Raw genomic sequence first — 18,440 nt, 5'->3', positions numbered from 1 at the left:
TCGCCGGCAGCAACATTGACGCAAATCAAGGATCGAATGCGGCGCGTCAAGCCCGCGACCGCTCCATTTCGAGCTCGGCCTTCAGGTTGTCGAGATCGCGATAGATGGAGGCGACCGCCAGCACGCGTCCGGCCTTGCGGTATTTCAGCAGGCAGTCCTTGCCGGAGATGCTGCCGTCGATCGCGACGTCGTCGAAGCTCTCGGCGTGGCCGACATAGTTGATCGGCACGTCATAGTGCTGCGACCAGAAGAACGGCACCGCGTCGAAGCGTTCGCGCCTGCCGAGCATGTTGCGTGCCGCGGTCTGGCCCTGCCGCTCCGCCACCACCCAGTGCTCGACACGGATGGTTTGTCGTGAATGCGGATCGGGCCAGCGCGCGATGTCCCCGGCGGCGAAGATGCCGGCTATGCTGGTTTCCAGATATTCGGTGACGCTGACGCCACGATCGGCCGCGAGCCCCGCCTGCTCGGCGAGCGCAAGGCGCGGCTTGACGCCGATGCCGACCACGACGAGGTCAGCCTCGATCACCGCGCCGCTCTTCAGCGTCGCGCGCATGCCGTCGAGCTTTTCCACCGTATCCTTCAAATGGAAGACAACGCCATTCTCCTCATGCAGCGACCGGACGAAATCGCCCATCTCGGCGCCGAGCACCTTCTGCATCGGCCGCTGCTCGGGCGCGACCACGTGGACCTCCAGCTTGCGCGCCCGCAAGGACGCGGCGACTTCGAGGCCGATGAAGCTCGCCCCGATCACCAGCGCCCGCTTCGCGCTGCCGGCTGCCTTGATGATGGCGCGGCTGTCGGCGACGGACCGCAGGGTGTGGACATGCGGCTGGTCTGCGCCCGGAATCTGCAGCTTGACCGGCTCGGCGCCGGTCGCAAGCAGCAGCCGGTCGAACGGCAATCTCTCGCCATTGCCCAGCGTGACGTTTCGCCCCTTCGGGTCGATCGCGGAGACGTTCACGTTCAGCCTGAGATCGACGCCTGCATCCTGATAATAGTCCTCGCCGCGCAGCGGCAGCCAATCCTCCGGCGCGTTGCCGGCGAGGTAATCCTTGGAGAGGTTCGGCCGATCGACCGGCATCGCACCGTCATTGCTGAGCATGGTGATGGCCCCGGCGAAGCCCTCGCACCGAAGCGTCTCCGCCGCCGCGAAGCCGGCTGCGCCGCCGCCGACGATGACGAATCTTTCCGCCGTCGGCGCGGTCCGATGTGCAGCTGGCGATTTCGGTGATTCTCGCTTGCGCTGGACGGCGATCTTGTCCCGATCGCGCGAGACGTCCCATACCGCCAGCGCAGTCAATGCCGGCGGGCGAGTGGCTTCGCCCGTCCGCAAGGCGAAGCAGGCGTGATGCCAGGGGCAGCGGATGGTGTCGCCCACCACCAGGCCTTCGGCGAGCGGGCCGTGGTAGTGGCTGCAAGACGGCTCGATCGCGAAGATCTCGTCGCCGGTCTGGACCAGGAGAACATCCTCTTCGCCGACATGGCCGAGCAATTTGCCGTCCTTGAATTCGGTCAGCGACACGCCTTGGGTCAGGTCGGGTCCGCTCGGCTTGTTGTCCTCGGTCATGGTGACGTCTCCTTTCGGCTCGCGGGGGATCAATCGTCCGAATTGGCAAGCCCCAGCAGCTCCTGACGTGTCAGCGCATTGTCACGGAACACGCCGAGCATGCGGCTGGTGACGAGATCGGTCCCCGGCTTGTGCGCGCCGCGCGTGGTCATGCAGTGATGCGTCGCCTTGATGATGACGCCGACGCCTTCGGGCCTCAGCACGTCGTTGATCGTGTTGGCGATCTGCGCGGTCATCTTCTCCTGGATCTGGAGACGCTTGGCGTAGATGTCCACGAGACGCGCGAGCTTGGAGATGCCGACCACACGCCCTTGCGGGATATAGGCAACCCAGGCGCGACCGACGATGGGCGCCATGTGGTGCTCGCAATGACTTTCAAAGCGCACCCCGCGCAGCACGATCATCTCGTCGTAGCCCTCGATCTCCTCGAAGGTCTTTTGCAGGATTTCCGTCGGATCCTGCGCATAGCCGGAAAAATATTCCTCGAAGGCACGGGCGACCCGGTCCGGCGTCTCGCGCAGACCGTCGCGCGCGGGATCATCGCCGGCCCAGCGGATCATGGTCCGGATCGCCTGCTCGACCTCCGCCCTGTCAGGCCGTTCGCTCGGTGCCTGCGCAACCGCAACACGTTCCAACCGACGCGGCTGTGACGTCATCGAAAACCTCCCCTGCAACGAGCCGCATACAAAAGCGGCCCCACAGCTTGGACGGCGGCAATCGGAAAAGGTTCCCAGGATCAGGAAAAATCGGAAGGATGGCAGGGTCGATGGGACGCCTGCCCTCGAGACCGGCTTATTGCTCAGCCGTTGTCCGAACGTCGAGCACGGCGCGCGCCCATTCGGCCGGGCGCTCCTGCGGCAGGTTGTGACCGGCGCCTGCGAACACGCGCCGCTCAAAGAAGCCCTCGAACTTGCGTGCGTGATGGGCGGTGCCGGGATTGACGCCGTCGCTGTCGCCGTCGATGGCGATGGTCGGGACGCGGATCGGCGGCTGCGCGGCAAGCTTTGCCTCGATCGCGGCATAGGCGGGGTCGCCGTCGACCAGCGCATAGCGGTGCCGGTAGGAATGGATCACGACATCGACGAAATCAGGATTGTCAAAAGACGCAGCGCTTCGCTCGAAAGTGGCGTCGTCGAAGGCCCATTTCGGCGACCACATCGACCAGAGCTGGCGGGCAAAGCCGCGCCGGTTGCGCTCCAGCGCGCGGCGGCCACGCTCGTTATGGAACAGATATTGATACCAGAGCGCGGCCTCCTCCGGCGGCGAGGCCGGCTCCATGGCGCGGGCGATGTTCTGGATGTTGTAGGAATTACCGGAGACGAGGCCGATCACGCGCTCCGGATGGAGCGCCGAGACCACGCAGGCCGCGCGGCCGCCCCAATCATAGCCGCCGACGACCGCGCGCTCGATTCCGAGCGCGTTCATGAAGGCCAGGAGATCGGCACCGAGCGCCGCCTGCTCGCCGGAGCGCAGCGTCCCGGGTGAGCGAAACCGCGTCGGCCCGTAGCCACGCAGCCAGGGCACCAGCACCCGGGCGCCGGCTTTTGCAATGATCGGCGCGGTCGCGGCATAGGCGTTCGCGTCGTAGGGAAAGCCGTGGCCCATGATGCAGGGCCAGCCGTCAGGCGGGCCGTCCTCGAGATAGGCGATGTCGAGCACATCGGTGGTGATGGATTTCTGTTGCATGATTTGCCGAGGGATTTTGCGTTTTCGTAGCCCGGATGAGCGAAGCGACATCCGGGATGCGGAGCTGCCGGCCCCGGATATCGCTTCGCTCATCCGGGCTACGGCACCGCGGAGGCCGACTTATCTCTGCGGACCGGACAGCGCGATGTCGCGTTCGGCGCGGAACACGTTGCTGTAGAGGTTGGCGATCCACTGCCGGCCGATCTCCGTCTTGTTGAGGTAGCCGATCTCGGTCTGGATGTGCGGTGCGACGCTGTTCCAGTAGAATTGTGGATAGCGGTTCACGATGTCGGCGGGCGAGTCGTAGCCGAGCTGGCGGTTGATGCCGACCTCCTCGAACTCGTAATAGAGCGCATTGGCCTTGCGCAGATAGTTGGGATCGCCGAGCTGGCCGATGAAATCGGCGGCGCGCAGAATCGAGGCCTCGTCGTCATAGTCTTGGCCTTCGCGGGCCGGAAACCGCGTGCCCTCGATGGCGCGGGCAATACGCTCCGGATCGAGGCCCGGGATATGGCGGAGCCGCCGCGTCACATAGAGCTTGGACCGGTCGACGTGATACATCATCAGGCTCGCATCCGACGCGCCGCGCGGCAGCGAGATCTTGGTGTCGGTTGCATCGATCACGAAGCCGTCAACGTCGTCCTCCTCGAACAGGCCGCGCACATAACCGATATCGTGGGCGAGGCAGGCGATCAGGACATGGACGTAATCCGCAGCCGACAGATGCGTGTGAAGACTGCGGCCGCTGAGGATGGAATGACCGGCCAGCGTCACCAGCATCGTATGCTCGATGTTGTGATAGAGCGCATCGCTGTTGCCGATGCATTCCATCGCGGTCCGGGTCGCGCTCTCGACGATGCTTGCGGAGGTCTCGTCGTACCGGCGACGCATGAACGTACCGAGCAACTTCTCGAGGGATTCGGCCGCCAGCCTCGGTAACGTCATCATGGATGCAGCCCCGCTCGTCGGTGGTGTCCCACGCCAACTCCCGATGTTTCGACTTATCCTCGGCGCACGGCAGCATAACCCATCTTCGGCCGATGGGCCAAACCCCGGAACGAAAATACGGAAATATGTTGAATTGTGCCCCGCGATATCGCGGTTGCGGTGGCAATGCGATACACCTGCCGGCGAGCGGCGCGGGGGGACCTGCGACTATTCCACCAGCACCACGTCGACGGCGACACCGAGCTTCTGTTTCGGCGAGCCGACGATGATGCCGTCGACCGGCGAGACGTCGGAAAAATCACGCCCCACAGCGAGCACGATGTGGTCGCCCGCGACCAGGAGATCGTTGGTGGGATCGAAATCGATCCAGCCGAGCTCCGCCCCGCACCACAGCGAGACCCAGGCATGGGTGGCGTCGGCGCCTTGCAGCCGTGCCTGGCCCGGCGGCGGAATGGTGCGCAGATATCCGCTGACATAGGCCGCGGGCAGGCCAAGCCCGCGCAGCCCTGCGATCATCACATGGGCAAAGTCCTGGCAGACGCCGTGACGCTTGTCGAAGACCTCGCCGAGCGGCGTCGAGATCGCCGTCGCCTTGGGATCGTAGCGAAATTCGCTACGGATGCGACGCATGAGATCGACGGCGCAGGCGAGGATGCCCGCACCGGGCGCAAAGCTCAAAGCCGCATAGGCGCTGACCGGATGCAGCACCGGCACCAGCGGGCTCGCAAAGACGTAGCCGACCGGCGAGGATGGCCCGAGGCTCGTGGCCTCGAAGGCAATGTCGCGAATGCTCTCCCAGGGCGGGCTCGAGGCATCACGTGCCGGCGGCTGTCGCAAGACGGATACACGCGAGCGTGAATCGATCCGTAAGTTGCGATGCGCAGCTTCGATCACCACGCTCTCGGTGAGCGTGCCGAAGAAATCGCGGCGGACGTGGCGCTCGGTTGGACGCGGCCGGATCTCGACACGGCGCGAGATCAGTTCCTGGCCGTTGCCGCTTCGCGGCTCAAGCCGCAGCGTGCAGCGGGCGAAGCTGACCGGACTTTCATATTCGTAGGTCGTGACGTGACGGATGTCGTAGATCACGCCAGCCCCGTCAGCTTTTCCGGCCGGCTGGCATTGGGGCCGTGCGGGAAATAGTGCTGCCCGATCGCCTCGGCGAGGCTGAGCAGATCCTGCTCCAGCGCGAACAGAATCTTGATCTCGAGCTTCTCGGCCTCCGCCGTTGCAAGCATCGCCTGCATCGCCACGGCAAGCCGCTGCGGCTTCTCGATCAGGCCGTGCTCCTTCAGGCTCGGCAGGGCGGCGACGTGCTCGTTCAGCGTCGTCACCTGGAATGCCACCGAACGCGGATTATAGCCGTCGAGCACGGCGAGGTCGCGCACCGGCGCCAGGATCGGCGCCAGCAGATAGCGCGAGCGATAGGTGATCTGGCAATCGACCAGGGTCAGCAGGATGTCGAGATCCTCGTCGCCGGCCTCGTCATAGGCGAATTGGCGCGTGAAGCGCGTGGTGTTGATGGCGCGCTCGATGCGGCGGCCGATATCGAGAAAGCGCCAGCCGGCGGCGCGGTTCATGTTCTCCTGCGCAAGCCCCGCGAAGCTCGCCAGCTCCTGCAAGGTCAGCTCGGCCGCGCTGACCACGCTGTCGTCGTCCTCGACCTCGTAGGCGAGACGCTCGGCCATTTCGGTGATCACCTGCCAGGCATCGGGTGACAGGCGCTCGCGCAACGAGGTCGCGGTGCGCTGGGCCGCGCGTACCAGCGACAGTGCCGAGCCGAAACGCTCGGGACTCTGCAAGGCTTCGGCAACGATGCGGCCAGGCCCCGTGCGCGACGTCTGCGAGATCGCGCCCCAGGCGACCAAAAGGCGCTGGATTCGTTCGACCGCTTGCAGCGAAGCGGCGGTGCCCTTGTTGGGCCCGCTCGGGGAGCCCAGCGCGCGCACCAGCCGCAGCGTCGCCTCGGCGCGTTCGAGATAGCGGCCGAGCCAGAACAAATTGTCGGCGGCGCGACTCGGCAGCACGCCGGCGATGCGGCGGATGCGCACCTTGTCGGTCGCCGGCAGCAGCGTCGCCGTCGAGACCTGCTTGTCCGAGACCACCCAGACGTCGGCGGCACGGGCGCCGTCGCCCATCGACACCGCGCGTGCATCGGCCTGCTCGGCGATCCGGCAGAAGCCGCCGGGCATGATGGCCCAGCCGTCGGGCGTGGCGGCTGCGAATACGCGCAGCACGAAGGGGCGCGGCGTGAGCTGGCCCTGCTCCCACACCGGCATGGTCGAGAGCCGCACCACCTCCTGGCCGACATAGTCCATGCCGCGCGTGGTGATGGCCTCGACCAGGCGCTGGCGGTCGCTTGCGTCGAGCTCGCTCGCGAGCACCGGACCGTTGCTGTCGAAGCCGGGCACGCCGCGCCGGTAGGCGCCTTCGATCGCGACCTCGTCGAGCCGCGCCAGCACTTCGTCGCGGGCCGCGCGCTGGCCGCACCACCAGGTCGCGATGTGCGGCATCTTCAGCTCCTCGCCGAGCAGGCGGCGGCTGAGCGCCGGCAGGAAGCCGAGCAGCGCCCGCGCCTCCGGCACGCCCGAGCCCGGCATGTTGGCGACGACGACGCCGTCCTTGCGCAGCACGTCGATCAGGCCGGGCACGCCGAGCCGCGAGGAGGCATCGAGCTCGAGCGGATCGAGCGAGTTGGAATCGACGCGGCGGAGCAGCACGTCGAGCCGCTTGAGGCCGGCGACGGTGCGGATGTGGATCCGGCCGTCGCTGACGGCGAGATCGTCGCCCTCGACCAGGAGGAAGCCGAGATAGCGCGCCAGCGTCGCATGCTCGAAATAGGTCTCGCTGAAGCTGCCGGGGGTGAGCACGCCGATGCGCGGCTCGTCGCGGTCGGCCCGCGCGCGCAGACTGTCGCGGAACGCCTCGAAGAACGGCGCGACGCGCGGCACGTTCATCGACTTGTAGAGATCGGAGAAGGCGCGCGAGAGCACCAGGCGGTTCTCCAGCGCATAACCCGCGCCCGAGGGAGCCTGGGTGCGGTCGCCGAGCACCCACCAGCGGCCGTCGGGCCCGCGGCCGACATCGGCGGCATAGATCGACAGATAGCGTCCCCCGGGCGGCGGCACGCCGCAGACGGGGCGGAGATATTCGGGGCTGCCGGCGATCGCCGCAGCCGGCAGCGCGCCTTCGGCGACCAGACGGCCCTCGCCATAGATGTCGCGCAGCACGAGCTCGAGCAGCTCGGCGCGCTGGGTGATGCCGGCGGAGAGTTGCCGCCAGTCGGCCTCGTCGATCAAAAGCGGCAGATGACTGAGCGACCACGGCCGGTCGGCGCTGTCGCCGGGCGCGCGGTAGGTGACGCCGGCCTCGCGGAGATGACGGTCCGCCATGGCAAAGCGCCGCTCGGCCTCGTCGGGTGCAAGCGCGCCGAAGGCATCGAAGAAGCGGCTCCAGACCGCGCGCGGAGCGCCGTCGGGCCCCAGGAACTCGTCGGGAATGCCGGGCAGGCGGCGATAGTCGCGGACCCATTGCGCCAGGCGGCGCCGGCCTTCACGCTGGCCTTGCGCCTGCCCCGCCCTGTCGTCCTGTTCGGCTGCGCCCTCGGCCATGCGCCTCTCCCTGCCCCACCATCATACTCATTGCAGGAGCGAGGTCCGCAAGTCGAGGGTCAGCGGAAACTCATTTGTGCGTTCCTCGGGCGGCGGCTGCACCGGACCCGGCGTATGGCCGTGGTCCTGGAAGCGCGCCAGCCGCCGCGCCTCGGCCTCATAGGTGTTGACCGGCTTGGTGTCGTAGTTGCGGCCGCCGGGATGGGCGACGTGATAGACGCAGCCGCCTAGCGAGCGGCCGTTCCAGCTATCGATGAGATCGAAGGTCAGGGGCGCGTGGACGGGGATGGTCGGGTGCAGGCCGGAGGCCGGCTGCCACGCCTTGAAGCGGACGCCGGCCACCGCTTCAGTCGAACGGCCGGTCGTGGTCATCGGCAGGCGGCGGCCGTTGCAGGTGACGATGTGGCGACCCTCGACGAAGCCCTCCGCCTTGACCTGGAGCCGCTCGACCGATGAATCGACATAGCGCACGGTGCCGCCGGCCGAGCCCTCCTCGCCCAGCACGTGCCAGGGCTCCAGCGCCTGGCGCAATTCCAGCGTCACGCCGCCATGATGGACCCGGCCGAAGGCGGGGAAGCGGAATTCGAGCTGCGCCAGATACCATTCCGGCTCAAAGGGATAGCCGGACTGCTTCAACTCAGAAAGCACATCAAGAAAATCCTGCCAGATGAAGTGAGGCAGCATGAAGCGATCGTGCAGCGCGGTGCCCCAGCGCACGAACTTGCCGTGTTGCGGCTCGCGCCAGAATTTTGCGATCAGCGCGCGGATCAGGAGCTGCTGCGCCAGCGACATGCGCGGATCGGGCGGCATCTCGAGCGCGCGGAATTCGACGAGGCCGAGGCGCCCCGTGGGCCCCTCCGGCGAATAGAGCTTGTCGATGCAGATCTCGGCGCGATGGGTGTTGCCGGTGATGTCGACGAGCAGATGCCGGAACAGCCGGTCGACCAGCCACAGCGGCGTCTGATAGCCCGGCGGCGGCACGTGCGAGAGCGCGATCTCGAGTTCGTAGATGCTGTCGTGCCGGGCCTCGTCGATACGCGGCGCCTGGCTGGTCGGGCCGATGAACAGGCCGGAGAAGAAGTAGGACAGCGACGGATGCCGCTGCCAGTACAAGACCAAGCTCTTCAGCAGATCGGGCCGGCGCAGGAACGGTGAATCCTGCGGCGAGGAGCCGCCGACCACGACGTGATTGCCGCCGCCGGTGCCGGTGTGACGACCGTCGACCAGGAAGCGGTTGGCGCCGAGCCGAACCTTCGCTGCGTCGTCATAGAGCCCTGACGTGATCTCGACCGCCTCGCGCCAGCTCTTCGCCGGCTGGATGTTGATCTCGATCACACCGGGATCGGGCGTCACCTTGATGACCTCGATGCGCGGATCGAACGGCGGCGGATAACCCTCGACATGGACCTGGAGCTGCATCTCCTCGGCAGTGGCTTCCAGCGCCGCGACCAGTTCGAGATAATCCTCGATACGCTCCACCGGCGGCATGAAGGCGCAGATCACACCATCGCGGATTTCGATCGACATCGCGGTGCGGACCGGGACGGACGTGTTGAGCTTCTCGGGCGCTTCCCGCGGCGGCGATTTCGGCCGCGCCGGCGGCGTGAACACCGGCAGCTTGGCGCGCGCCTCCATCGGGTCCTGCTCGATGATGTAAGGATATTGATTGGGCGGCACGTAGCCGAGCGAGCCGATCGGCAGCCGCAGGCCGAGCGGTGAATCGCCCGGCATCAGAAACAGATGATTGCGACGGAGCGGCCAGCGCTCGCTGCGCCAGCGCGGCGGCGCATTCCAGCGCTGGATCGGCAGCACGAAGCCGCGCGGCGTGTTCAGGCCCTGGTCGAACACCCTCGCCATGCGCACCCGCGCCTCGGGATCGGATAATTTGGAGTCGGTGGGGTCAACGTTGACAGGGAGCTCGGCTTCCTTCTGAAGCCAATAGGCGGGATCCTCATAGGCCGGCATGATGTAGCCGAGGTCGACGCCGAGCCGCGCCGCGGTGCCTTCCATGAACGCCTCGGCATCCTTGACCTCGGGCCGCCGCGGGTTCTCGATCTTGGCAATAAGGTCAGCGTTCTTCCATATCGGCACGCCGTCCTTGCGCCAGTACAGGCCAAAGGCCCAGCGCGGCAGGCTCTCGCCGGGATACCATTTGCCCTGGCCGTAATGCAGCAGACCGCCGGGCGCGAAGCGCGTGCGCAATCGGCGGATCAGATCGTCAGCGAGCGCACGCTTGGTCGGACCGACCGCTTCCGTATTCCACTCGCCGGCTTCGAGATCGTCGACCGAGACGAAGGTCGGCTCGCCGCCCATGGTGAGCCGCACATCCTGCGCAGCAAGATCGCCGTCGACCTGCTCGCCGAGATCGTCGAGCCGTGCCCAGGATTCGTCGGAGAACGGCCTCGTGATGCGCGGCGCCTCGCGGATACGCTTCACGCTCATGTCGAAGGCGAACTCGACCTCGGCAAAGCCGGCACCGCCGGAAATCGGCGCCGCGGAACGATAATGCGGCGTTGCCGCGACCGGGATGTGTCCCTCGCCCGCGAGCATGCCGGAGGTCGCATCGAACCCGATCCACCCTGCGCCCGGCAGATAGACCTCGGCCCAGGCGTGCAGATCGGTGAAGTCGCTCTCCACCTCCGGCGGTCCCTCGATCGGATCGATGTCGGGACGGATCTGGACGAGGTAACCCGAGACGAAGCGCGCCGCGAGACCGAGGTGACGCAGCGTCTGGATCAAGAGCCAGGCGGAGTCGCGGCAGGAGCCAGCGCCGGAGGCGAGCGTCTCCTCCGGCGTCTGCACGCCCGGCTCCATGCGGATGATGTAGCGGATCTTCTGCTGCAGCTCGCGATTGAGCTCGACCAGGAAGTTGACGGTGTTCGGCGCTTCCTGCGGAATCGTGTCGAGATATTGCGCGAACAGGCGATCGGGCTTGATGGTCTCGAGATAGGGCGCGAGCTCCGTCTTCAGATCCTTCGGGTACTCGAACGGAAAGCTGTCGGCGTAGGGCTCGACGAAGAAGTCGAACGGATTGACCACCGTCATCTGCGCCGTGAAATCGACCTCGAACTTCAACTCGGTCGTCTTCTCCGGAAAGACATAGCGCGCGAGCCAGTTGCCTTGCGGATCCTGCTGCCAGTTCACGAAGTGATTGGATGGGGTGACCTTGAGCGAATAGCTCAGGATCGGCGTGCGCGTATGCGGCGCCGGCCGCAGGCGGATGGTCTGCGGGCCAAGGTCGATCGGACGGTCGTATTTGTAGTGCGTGACGTGATGTAATGCGACGTAGATCGACACGGGGTGCGGTGCTCCAGCAGCTTTTTTGAGCAGAACACCGCTGGTGACCTCGATCAAGCACTAACAACGGGCAGTGCCTGCCCATTGCGGAAGCGCCATATCTCCCCGGCCGTCATTCCGGGATGGTCCGAATGACCAGACCTCAGGTGCGCAATTGCGCACCATAGTTCGAAGCTTCGCATCGCCCCGGAATGACGATTGTCTCACATCGTCGCGCCCAGCACCCAGGGCGCAAACTCGGCGCCGCCAAAGTCGAAACTCTCGCTCTTGGTCGGCTGGCCCGAGGCCGTCTTCAGGATGAGTTCGAAGATGCGCTGGCCACACTGCTCGACGCTCTCCTCGCCTTCGAGGATGGTGCCGCAATTGACATCCATGTCCTCTTCCATGCGCTTGTACATCGGCGTGTTGGTCGCGAGCTTGATCGAGGGCGCGGGCTTGCAGCCGAACACGCTGCCGCGCCCCGTCGTGAAGCAGACGAGATTGGCGCCGCCGGCGACCTGACCGGTGGCTGCGACCGGATCGTAGCCGGGCGTGTCCATGAACACGAAGCCGCGCTTGGTCACCGGCTCGGCGTAACGGAGCACGTCGACGAGATTGGTGGTGCCTGCCTTCGCCATCGCGCCGAGCGACTTTTCGAGAATGGTGGTGAGACCGCCGGCCTTGTTGCCGGGACTCGGATTGGCGTTCATCTCGGCACCTTCACGCTCGGTGTATTCGTCCCACCAGCGCATGAGATCGACCAGCTTCTCGCCGACCTCGCGGCTGACAGCCCGGCGCGTCAGCAGATGCTCGGCGCCGTAGGTCTCCGGCGTCTCCGACAAAATCACGGTGCCACCATGGCGCACGATGAGATCGCTCGCCGCACCCAGCGCGGGATTGGCCGATACGCCGGAATAGCCGTCCGAGCCGCCGCATTGCAGCGCCACGGTCAGCTCGCTCGCCGGCACCGTTTCACGCTGCACCTTGTTGGCATCGGCCAGCGCCTCGCGCACGAAGGCGATGCCCGCCTCCACCGTCTTGCGGGTACCGCCGACCTCCTGGATGTCCATCGCCCGCAGGCGGCCGGCGAGCTTCTGCTCTTCCATCAGGCCGCCGATCTGGTTCACCTCGCAGCCGAGTCCGAGCACGATCACGTGGGAGAAGTTGACGTGCCGCGCGTAGCCGCCGAGCGTGCGGCGGAGCAGCGCCAGCGGCTCGTTCTGCGTCATCCCGCAGCCGGTCTTGTGGGTCAGCGCGACCACGCCATCGACATTTGGAAAGTCAGCGAGCGGATTGTCGCCGGTGAAAGGATTCTTCTTGAAGACGTCGGCGACGAGGCTCGCGACATGCGCGCTGCAATTCACCGAGGTGAGGATGCCGATATAGTTGCGCGTGGCAACGCGGCCGTCCGGGCGGCGGATGCCTTCGAAGGTCGCCGGCAGGTCGAAGTTCGGTGTCGGCTTGACGTCGGCGCAATAGGCATAGTCCTTGGAGAAATCGCCCATGCCGCAGTTCTGCACGTGCACGTGCTGGCCAGGCGCGATGGCTTGGGTCGCAAAGCCGATAATCTGGCCGTAGCGCTTGATCGGCTCGCCCACGGCGATCGGCTTGATCGCGACCTTGTGGCCGGAGGGAATGCGCTCGACCGTGGTCACGCCGTCGGCCACCACCGCGCCCGGCGGCAGGCTCGCGCGCGCGATCAGCACGCCATCATCGGGATGCAGGCGGATGACGGGGCTGATGGTCATGGCGGGTCTCCTATATCGAAACTATCGTGCCCCGGACGCAGCGTGAAACGGTGCGCTGCTGAGCCGGGGCCTGGTGTTACGTCATGTGCTTCGCTGGCTTCTGGGTCCCGGCTCTGCGGAGCGGCACTGCATGCTGCGCCGCATCCGGGACACAGAGAATGTACTCAAGCCTTCCCGCCGGAATCCTTGCGGGTCGCGTTCACCTGCATCTTGGCGTAGGTCGTCATCAAGCCGACCTCGTTCGACAGCGTCACCAGCTTGAAGCCCATGTTGATGGCGCGCGCTGCGCCTTCGGCGCCGCTGCAATGGATGCCCGGATTGAGGCCGCGCTTGCCGCATTCCTTGATGATCTTCTCGTAGATCGCGAGGATCTCCGGCTCGCTGCGGTCGAGCTTGGGTTCGAGACCGTAGGAGAAGCCGAGATCGGACGGGCCGATATAGACGCCGTCGATGCCTTCGACGTCGAGGATCGCTTCCATGTTCTCGACCGCGGTCTTCGTTTCCATCATCGGCAGCAGGATGGTGTCGGCATTCGCGGTCTTCTGGTAGGAGCCGGCGGTGCCATACATGCCGGCACGGATCGGGCCGTTGGAGCGGACACCCTGCGGCGGATACTTGGAATAGGAGACGAGGTTTTTCGCTTCCTGCGCCGTGTTGACCATCGGGCAGATCACGCCATAGGCGCCGCCGTCGAGCACCTTGCCGATGATGCCGGGCTCGTTCCAGGGCACGCGGACCATCGGGGTGACCGGATGCTTGTCCATGGCCTGGAAGCACTGGACCATCGACAGATAGTCCTGCACGCCGTGCTGCATGTCGACGGTGACGCTGTCGAAGCCGCATTGCGCGACCATCTCGGCCGAGAAGCCCGAGGGAATTGCGAGCCACGCGTTGACCACGGCCTTGCCCGACTTCCAGATTTCCTTGACCTTGTTCGCCACGTTGCCTTCCTTCTTTGTTGTTTGGACCGCGTTCTTTGGGCCATCGTCACCATGACGAGCGCCGCGTCGGCACGACCAGCTGTTACCGCGAACCGGGCCGCTGCGCTACGCTCGCAATGACGCAAGACCTATGCGGTCGCCCTCTGGATGCTGACTTCGCTGACGCCGACCTCGCGGGCGGTGTTCACTATCGCCGCCCAAGTGTCATCCGGCAAGGGGATGCCGTTCTTGGTGCGCTCAGCGCGGGTTTTCCGCTCCGGATCGCCCGGAATCAGCACTTGGTCGACCCCCGCCATCGGCTTGGTGGCGCGGATGAAATCGGTGTAGCGCGACACCTCTGCATCGAACACATGGGAGGTATCGATCACCTTCGGATCGACGTAGAACGCCAGCATGCCATTGGCGAAGCGGCGGCCGCTTGAGGTGGCCCCGGTTCCGGTCAACGCGCCGCCAAGCAGCTCGCACATGAAGGCGAGGCCCGAGCCCTTGTGGTCGCCAAAGGCGCGAATGGCGCCCGTTCCCTTGGTGTGATCGCGCGGTCCGTCCGGCGTGAACGGCCCGTAGAGCACGACCGGATCCTCGCTCAGGCTGCCGTCGGAATCGACCAGCGCGCCCTTCGGCAGCTTCTTGCCGCCGCGGCTTGCGACCAGCACCTTGCCTTCGGCCACGACCGAGGTCGCAAAATCCAGCACGATCGGGTCCTGGCCGTCGCGTGGGATACCGACGCAGTAGGGCGCGGTGGAGAGCCGCTTCTCGACGCCACCGAACGGCGCCACCAACAGCGAGCCTGCGGCATTGACGAAATGCACGGACACGAGGCCCTCGGCGGCCGCCATCTCGGCCCAGTCACCGACGCGACCGATATGGCCGGCATTGCGCAGTGCAACAGCAGCGAGGCCCGCCTTCTTGCATTTCTCGATGCCGATCCGGACCGCCTGCGGCGTCACGGTCTGGCCATAGCCGAACTTGCCGTCGACGACAGCGAGCGAGGGCGTGTCGACCACGACCTCCGCGGTCTGGTTCGGGACCACGAAGCCCGTCTTCAGCCAGCGGATGTAGACGGGCACGCGGATCACGCCGTGGCTGTCGTGACCGGTGAGATTCGCCGTGGTGAGATAAGTCGCGATCCGTTTCGCCTCCTCCGGGGAGGACTGGGCGTGACCGAAGACCTCGCCGACGAAATCGATGAGGTTCTGCACTTGGATCGTGACCATGAACTGAGCTCCCGGTTATTGTTCGCGCATGATCTTCTCGGAAAACCGCTGCACACTTTTCCGGATCATGCGCTAAGCACTCACCTTGGCATGGCCGCCAAGATAGGCGGCACGGATAGCTTCGTTGCCCCAGAGCTCGTCGGGCTTGCCGCCGAGCACGATGCGGCCAGTCTCCAGCACATAGCCGTAATCGGCCACCGACAGGCCCATGCGCGCATTCTGCTCGACGAGCAGAACGGTCGTGTTGCGGCGGATCTCGGAGATGATCTTGAACACCGCCTGCACGATCACGGGCGCAAGGCCGAGCGAAGGCTCGTCCAGCAGCAACAGCCGCGGCTTGGCCATCAGCCCGCGCGCGACCGCCACCATCTGGAGTTGACCGCCGGACAGTGTCCAGCCGAGTGCATTGGTGAATTTGCGGATATCCGGGAACAGGTCGAACATCGCATCGGCCTCGCGCGAGATCTCCGAGGTCGGCGCCCGGCGGTTGGACGCGCCGAGCATGATGTTCTCTTTCACTGTCAAACCCGGGAAGACGCGGCGTCCCTCAGGCACGTGGCTGATGCCCATGCGGACGATCGCCTCGGGGCCGAGGCCCGCGATCGACCTGCCGTCGAACAGAATGTCGCCGGAGGTCGGCTTGGCAAGGCCGGAGATGGCGCGCAGGGTTGTGGACTTGCCAGCGCCGTTGGCGCCGAGCAGCGTCACCACCTGCCCCTGCTCCACGGCGCAGGTCACGCCGCGCAGCGCTTCGATCTCGCCGTAGCGTACGACAAGGTTGCGGATTTCGAGCAACGGCATCATTCGCTCCCGAGATAGGCGGAGACGACGTCGGGATGACGCAGCACGGCCATGGATTCGCCGTCCGCGATGCGGCGTCCGAAGTTGAGCACGGTGATGTGCTGGGCCGCTTCCGAGACCAGCGTCATGTCGTGGTCGATGATCAGGATGGTCAGGCCCTGCGCCGCGATGCGCTTGAGCAACTCGTGCAGTTCCAGCTTCTCGGTCGAATTGAGGCCCGCCGCGGGCTCGTCGAGCAGCAGCAGCGTCGGGTTCGAGGCAAGTGCACGCGCGATCTCGATCAGGCGCTGATGGCCGTAGGAGAAGCTCGAGATCAGCTCGTTGGCGCGGTTGCCGAGACCGACGAAGGTGAGTGCCTCCATCGCACGCTCGGTCAGGGCGTCGTCGCCCTTCCCGACCATGGTGTTGCCGGGCCGCTCCGCGCCGATCTCGACGTTCTCCAGCGCGGTCATCGAACGGAACAGGCGGATGTTCTGAAACGTGCGCCCGAGGCCCGCAGCCGTACGCTGATGCGGCGGCATGTGGGTGATGTCGGTACCATCCAGCACGATCCTGCCTGCGGTCGCCTCATAGAGACCCGACAGCACGTTGAGCGTGGTGGTCTTACCCGAGCCGTTGGGCCCGATCAGCGCATGCACGCCGCCGCGCTTCACGGCGATATCGACGCCATCGACGGCCTTGAGACCCCCAAAGTGCTTCGACAGACCCGTGACTTCCAGCACGGTGTCGCCGCCGACGGTCGCCGGCCTCAACTGCAACGCGGCCGCGGCGGGCGGTGCCTTGGTCTTGGCGCGCCAGCGCGTGAAGGCATCGGCGACAAAACCCCAGATGCCGTCGGGCATGAAGCGGATGATCAGGATCACGAACAGGCCGTAGATGGCGAGGTACAGGCCCGGTACGCTCTTGAGGAAGCGCAGCCATTCCGGAATCAGAATCAGCAGGCCCGTGCCGATCGTCGAGCCGATCGGCGAGGCCACGCCGCCGAGCAGCGACATGGTCAGGAACACGATCGATTCTGCGAAGGAGAACTGATCGGGGCTGACATAAGCGAAGCCGCCGGCGAACAAACCGCCCGCGAGACCGCCGAGCAGCGCGCAGAGCGCGAAGGCGTAGATCTTGGTACGGAAGACGTCGATGCCGTTGACGCCCGCCGCAAGCTCGTTGTCGCGCACCGCGCGCATGGCGCGACCGAGCTTGGTATCGGCGAGATGCCAGACGAGGTAACCGACGATCGCCAGCATCGCGACGCAGAAGGCCAGATAGCTCTGCGATGACTGGAACAGCTCCGGACGCTTGATGTTGGGAACGCCGTCGGGACCGCGCGTCAGCCAGATCGCGTTGATCATCACAAGCGTGACGATCTGCTGGAACGAGATCGTCACCATTGCGAGATAGTGACCGCCGAGCCGCAATGTCGACATGCCGAGGAATGCGCCCGCCAACAACGAGATCAGGCAGCCGCCGACGAGACAGAGCCAGAAGCTGACATGCAGATCCGTCGTGCCGATGCCGACGGCATAGGCACCGAGCCCAAAGAACGCGGCCTGCGCCAGATTGATCTGGCCGCACAGGCCGAGCACGACCGAAAGCCCGAACACCGCGATCGAGAACGTGGTGGCCTGCAGCAGGATGTTGTGGACGTATCCGTCGAAGCGCATGGTCGCGGCGAGCGCGACGATGATCGCGGCGCCGATGAAATATGGCAGGTGCCGGACGAGCAGCGGCTTCGAATGGATGGCGGGCGCCGGAATCGGCATGTTGTCGCTGGGGGCGCTCATGCTTTTTCCGCCACGCGTTCGCCGAAGATGCCCTGCGGTCGGAAGATCAGGAAGGCGATCAGCACCAGGAAGGCGAAGCCGTCCTTATACGGCACCGAGACATAGGCGGCGCCAAACGTCTCGATCACGCCGAGCGCAAGGCCGCCGATGATGGCACCGGCGACGTCGCCGAAGCCGCCGATGATGGTGGCAGCGAACGCCTTCAGCGCGATTGTCGAGCCCATCTGGATCGAGACGAACAGCACCGGTGCGACGAGGATGCCGGCCAGACCACCGAGCACGGCCGAATAGATGAAGGTGATCATGATCATGGTGGAGACGGAAATGCCGAGCAGCGAGGCCATCTCCTTGTCCTGCGAGGTCGCCTGCAGCTTCTTGCCGAGCAGCGTCTTCTCGAAGAACCAGAAATTGAAGATCACCAGACAGATCGTGACGCCGATGATCAGGAGGTACTGGCTGTCGAGATAGACCGGACCGACCTGGATGCCCGGCGTCTCAAACCAGCCTTCCAGCACCTGTGGCTGCGGGCCGTAGATCGCGAGCACGGAGTTCGCCAGCAGGATCGAGGCGCCGATGGTGGCGATGATCACAGGCAGATAGGTGCGATGGCGCAGCGGATAGTAGACACCGAGATTGAAGATGACACCGAGCAACGCCATGCCGAGCAGCGCGACGATGAATGCCGCCCAATAGGGCAGACCGGCTTCGATCGCGACGACCATCAGATAGGCCGCGACCATGGAGAACTCGCCCTGGGCGAAATTCACCACGTTGGTGGCACGGAAGATCAGCACGAAGCCGAGCGCGACGAGCGCGTAGACGGCACCGATACCGATGCCGGTAAACAGGAGTTGTAGGGCGAGATCCATG

The 18,440-nt window shown here is 65.6% G+C and carries 13 protein-coding genes; all 13 read right to left on the bottom strand.

From position 1 onward, the window contains the following. Positions 1-46: 46 nt before the first annotated feature. Positions 47-1,570, bottom strand: a complete 1,524-nt coding sequence (locus HAP40_RS12795; protein ID WP_166817463.1) for an FAD-dependent oxidoreductase — start codon at positions 1,568-1,570, stop codon at positions 47-49. Positions 1,571-1,599: 29 nt separating this feature from the next. After that, positions 1,600-2,226, bottom strand: a complete 627-nt coding sequence (gene folE, locus HAP40_RS12790; protein ID WP_166817464.1) for a GTP cyclohydrolase I FolE — start codon at positions 2,224-2,226, stop codon at positions 1,600-1,602. Positions 2,227-2,362: 136 nt separating this feature from the next. Continuing rightward, positions 2,363-3,256 carry an alpha/beta fold hydrolase gene (locus HAP40_RS12785; RefSeq protein WP_166817465.1) on the bottom strand — a complete coding sequence of 298 codons (894 nt, stop codon included), beginning with the start codon at positions 3,254-3,256 and terminating at the stop codon, positions 2,363-2,365. A 120-nt stretch (positions 3,257-3,376) separates the two neighbouring features. Then, positions 3,377-4,204 carry a 3',5'-cyclic nucleotide phosphodiesterase gene (locus tag HAP40_RS12780; protein ID WP_166817466.1) on the bottom strand — a complete coding sequence of 276 codons (828 nt, stop codon included), beginning with the start codon at positions 4,202-4,204 and terminating at the stop codon, positions 3,377-3,379. Positions 4,205-4,411: 207 nt separating this feature from the next. Next, complete coding sequence (locus HAP40_RS12775) at positions 4,412-5,290, bottom strand: transglutaminase family protein (protein WP_166817467.1); 879 nt, start codon at positions 5,288-5,290, stop codon at positions 4,412-4,414. Further along, the gene (locus HAP40_RS12770) at positions 5,287-7,812 is read right to left on the bottom strand and encodes a circularly permuted type 2 ATP-grasp protein (RefSeq protein WP_166817468.1); all 2,526 of its coding nucleotides are present in this window, start codon (positions 7,810-7,812) and stop codon (positions 5,287-5,289) included. The genes HAP40_RS12775 and HAP40_RS12770 overlap by 4 nt, the downstream gene beginning before the upstream one ends. 27 nt (positions 7,813-7,839) lie before the next feature. Continuing rightward, the gene (locus HAP40_RS12765) at positions 7,840-11,109 is read right to left on the bottom strand and encodes a DUF2126 domain-containing protein (RefSeq protein ID WP_166817469.1); all 3,270 of its coding nucleotides are present in this window, start codon (positions 11,107-11,109) and stop codon (positions 7,840-7,842) included. Between the two features lie 203 nt (positions 11,110-11,312). Continuing rightward, positions 11,313-12,836 (bottom strand): UxaA family hydrolase, encoded by a 1,524-nt coding sequence (locus HAP40_RS12760; protein WP_166817470.1) that lies wholly within the window; start codon positions 12,834-12,836, stop codon positions 11,313-11,315. Between the two features lie 164 nt (positions 12,837-13,000). Then, positions 13,001-13,777: an HpcH/HpaI aldolase family protein gene (locus HAP40_RS12755; RefSeq protein WP_166817471.1), complete on the bottom strand. Its 777-nt coding sequence runs from the start codon at positions 13,775-13,777 to the stop codon at positions 13,001-13,003. A gap of 128 nt (positions 13,778-13,905) precedes the next feature. Next, positions 13,906-14,991: a malate/lactate/ureidoglycolate dehydrogenase gene (locus tag HAP40_RS12750; protein WP_166817472.1), complete on the bottom strand. Its 1,086-nt coding sequence runs from the start codon at positions 14,989-14,991 to the stop codon at positions 13,906-13,908. Positions 14,992-15,063: 72 nt separating this feature from the next. Beyond that, on the bottom strand, positions 15,064-15,792 hold the full coding sequence (locus tag HAP40_RS12745) for an ABC transporter ATP-binding protein (protein ID WP_166817473.1): 729 nt from the start codon (positions 15,790-15,792) through the stop codon (positions 15,064-15,066). Next, positions 15,792-17,570 carry an ABC transporter permease subunit gene (locus HAP40_RS12740; protein WP_166817474.1) on the bottom strand — a complete coding sequence of 593 codons (1,779 nt, stop codon included), beginning with the start codon at positions 17,568-17,570 and terminating at the stop codon, positions 15,792-15,794. Before HAP40_RS12740 ends, HAP40_RS12745 begins: the two co-directional genes overlap by 1 nt. Beyond that, positions 17,567-18,439 carry a branched-chain amino acid ABC transporter permease gene (locus HAP40_RS12735; protein WP_014496848.1) on the bottom strand — a complete coding sequence of 291 codons (873 nt, stop codon included), beginning with the start codon at positions 18,437-18,439 and terminating at the stop codon, positions 17,567-17,569. The genes HAP40_RS12740 and HAP40_RS12735 overlap by 4 nt, the downstream gene beginning before the upstream one ends. Position 18,440: the final 1 nt, after the last annotated feature.

The sequence above is a fragment of the Bradyrhizobium sp. 1(2017) genome (assembly GCF_011602485.2).
GTDB lineage: Bacteria > Pseudomonadota > Alphaproteobacteria > Rhizobiales > Xanthobacteraceae > Bradyrhizobium.
This window is presented reverse-complemented; position numbering and strand designations above follow the sequence as displayed.

Coding starts and splice junctions, on each gene's coding strand:
- HAP40_RS12795 (WP_166817463.1), bottom strand. CDS start 1,570: ATGACCGAGGACAACAAGCCGAGCGGACCCGACCTGACCCAAGGCGTG.
- folE (WP_166817464.1), bottom strand. CDS start 2,226: ATGACGTCACAGCCGCGTCGGTTGGAACGTGTTGCGGTTGCGCAGGCA.
- HAP40_RS12785 (WP_166817465.1), bottom strand. CDS start 3,256: ATGCAACAGAAATCCATCACCACCGATGTGCTCGACATCGCCTATCTC.
- HAP40_RS12780 (WP_166817466.1), bottom strand. CDS start 4,204: ATGATGACGTTACCGAGGCTGGCGGCCGAATCCCTCGAGAAGTTGCTC.
- HAP40_RS12770 (WP_166817468.1), bottom strand. CDS start 7,812: ATGGCCGAGGGCGCAGCCGAACAGGACGACAGGGCGGGGCAGGCGCAA.
- HAP40_RS12760 (WP_166817470.1), bottom strand. CDS start 12,836: ATGACCATCAGCCCCGTCATCCGCCTGCATCCCGATGATGGCGTGCTG.
- HAP40_RS12750 (WP_166817472.1), bottom strand. CDS start 14,991: ATGGTCACGATCCAAGTGCAGAACCTCATCGATTTCGTCGGCGAGGTC.
- HAP40_RS12745 (WP_166817473.1), bottom strand. CDS start 15,792: ATGCCGTTGCTCGAAATCCGCAACCTTGTCGTACGCTACGGCGAGATC.
- HAP40_RS12740 (WP_166817474.1), bottom strand. CDS start 17,570: ATGAGCGCCCCCAGCGACAACATGCCGATTCCGGCGCCCGCCATCCAT.
- HAP40_RS12735 (WP_014496848.1), bottom strand. CDS start 18,439: ATGGATCTCGCCCTACAACTCCTGTTTACCGGCATCGGTATCGGTGCC.